Raw genomic sequence first — 2,519 nt, 5'->3', positions numbered from 1 at the left:
TGTAGATCGGCGTGCAAAAAGGACCCCCTTAGCGGGGTGATCGGCGTCTAAAAGGGACCCCTCATTTCGATGGTTTAAACGGCCGACTGGATTGTCAGTTGGCGAGATCGGGATGTTGGTTGTGGAGACAGTGGTTCGCATTCGGCGCGAGTATGCCGGAGGCAAGGCGATCAAGGCGATCGCGCGTGATCTTCGATTGTCGCGCAAAGTCGTGCGCAAGGCGATCCGGGCGCCGGAAGGCGCGTTCGACTATCATCGTTCGGTGCAGCCGCTGCCGCGCCTTGGTCCGTATCAGGACCGGCTCGACGCGCTGCTGTCGCAGAACGAGGTAACGCCCCGGCGCGACAAGCTGCGGATGACGCGCATCCACGATCTGCTACGACGGGAAGGGTTCGAGGGTTCCTACGATGCGGTCCGGCGCTACGCTGCACGCTGGAGGGAAGCCCGGCGCAAAGATCCTGGCGAGGAGGCGGCAGCGTTCATCCCGCTCGTGTTCAGGCCGGGCGAGGCCTACCAGTTCGACTGGAGCCACGAGGACGTGGAGATCGCCGGCAAGCCGATGCGGGTAAAGGTCGCGCACATGCGGTTGTGCGCATCACGAGCAGTTTATGTCCGGGCATATCCGCGCGAGACGCAGGAGATGCTGTTCGATGCGCATGCGCGCGGCTTCGCCTTCTTCGGAGGTGTGCCGCTGCGCGGTATCTACGATAATATGAAGACCGCGGTGACGACGGTGTTCGTCGGCAAGGAGCGCATCTTCAACCGCCGGTTCCTGGTGATGGCTGACCATTACATGGTCGAGCCAACCGCATGCTCGCCGGCGGCAGGCTGGGAGAAGGGCCAAGTCGAGAACCAGGTCCAGACCATCCGGGGCCGCTTCTTCAAGCCACGGCTCCGGTTCGCCAGCCTGGAAGAGCTCAATGGCTGGCTGGAGGCCGAGTGTCTGCGCTGGGCAACGATGCAACCGCATCCCGAGCAGAAGGAGCTGACGGTCGGCCAGGCGCTGGAGTTGGAGCGGCCCGCGCTCCAACCGATGCTGGCGCCCTTTGACGGCTTCCACGAGACGAGCCACGCGGTCAGCGGCACCTGCCTGATCAGCTTTGATCGCAACCGTTACTCGGTAGCGGCCAAGGCCGTCCGCCGTGTGGTGCAACTTCGAGCTTATGCCGACCGGATCGTGGTGCGCATGGGCGATGTGATCATCGCCGATCATCCGCGCTTCTTCGGCCGTGATCGGACGATCTATGATCCTTGGCATTATCTGCCAGTGCTGGTGAACAAGCCTGGTGCGCTCAGGAACGGAGCACCCTTTCAGGACTGGGATTTGCCGCCTGCGCTGGTCAGGTTGCGGCGCAAGCTTGGCAATGACGACGATGCCGATCGGCGGTTCGTCCGTGTCCTGGCCGCCGTTCTCAGCGATGGGCTGGAGGCGGTCGAGAGCGCTGTCCGCGAAGCGCTCGATATCGGCGCCGTCAGTGACGAGGTGATCCTCAACATCCTGTCGCGGCGGCGAGAGCCGCCCAGAACAGCGTCCATCATCACGCCCGAAGATCTGGCGCTGACCCATCCACCGATCGCCAACTGCGCGCGCTACGACAGTCTGCGAGGCACCCGTGCAGCGGCATGAGATGATCGAGGCCATGCGCGGGCTCGGCCTCAAGGGCATGGTCGGCGCGTTCGATGACGCGGTGACCGCTGGTGTGCAGCGCAAGCGCAGCGCCACCGAGATCCTCACCGATCTGCTACGCGCCGAGGCTGCTCATCGGCATGCCGCTTCGATCCGCTACCGGATGAGTGCTGCCAAGCTGCCGACGATCAAGGATATCGACGCGTTCCTGTTCGATGACACTCCGATCAACGAGGAACTGGTCCGTGCGCTGCACGCCGGATCGTTCCTGCCCGGTCGGCGCAACGTCGTCCTCGTTGGTGGCACAGGCACCGGCAAGACCCACCTGGCGATCGCGATTACCGCCAGCGTGGTGCGTGCGGGCTCTCGCGGTCGCTACTTCAATACGGTAGATCTGGTCACCCGCCTCGAGGAAGAGACCCGCATCGGGAAGGCTGGCGCGCTCGCTGCGCAGCTCTCCCGTCTCGATCTCATCGTGCTCGACGAGCTGGGCTATCTGCCGTTCGCACGATCGGGCGGGCAGTTGCTGTTCCACCTCATCAGCAAGCTCTACGAACAGACCAGCGTCATAATCACCACCAACCTGGCGTTCGGGGAATGGCCGACCGTGTTCGGCGATCCCAAGATGACTACCGCGCTTCTGGACCGCGTCACCCACCATTGCGATATCATCGAGACCGGCAACGACAGCTGGCGCTTCAAAAACCGCAGCTGACCTGCGCCGCCAACCTCCTGTTAAAAGAGACTTTGCGCTGCGCGCGCCTCCGGTCGGGCTACGCCCTCCCTACGCCGCGCTCAGCGCAAGCTGGCGCCTCACAACAACGTTACCCGATCCCGCAAGGGGGTCCCTTTTAGACGCCTATCGGGGGTCCCGTTTGCACGCCGATTGACA

Annotated in this window: 2 protein-coding genes; both read left to right on the top strand. The window is 63.6% G+C overall.

What is annotated here, in order from left to right:
- Window positions 1-112: 112 nt before the first annotated feature.
- Window positions 113-1,627, top strand: a complete 1,515-nt coding sequence (gene istA / locus WP12_RS01750) for an IS21 family transposase (protein ID WP_084690915.1) — start codon at window positions 113-115, stop codon at window positions 1,625-1,627.
- Complete coding sequence (gene istB, locus WP12_RS01745) at window positions 1,614-2,342, top strand: IS21-like element helper ATPase IstB (protein WP_046192052.1); 729 nt, start codon at window positions 1,614-1,616, stop codon at window positions 2,340-2,342. The genes istA and istB overlap by 14 nt, the downstream gene beginning before the upstream one ends.
- The last annotated feature ends 177 nt before the right edge of the window (window positions 2,343-2,519 follow it).

Source organism: Sphingomonas sp. SRS2 (assembly GCF_000971055.1).
Lineage (GTDB): Bacteria > Pseudomonadota > Alphaproteobacteria > Sphingomonadales > Sphingomonadaceae > Rhizorhabdus.
The sequence above is the reverse complement of the archived record's forward strand: the minus strand, read 5'-3'. Positions and strand labels throughout refer to the sequence as shown.

Bases quoted from the DNA above. Each gene is read 5' to 3' on its own strand.
- istA (WP_084690915.1), top strand. From the start codon at position 113: ATGTTGGTTGTGGAGACAGTGGTTCGCATTCGGCGCGAGTATGCCGGA.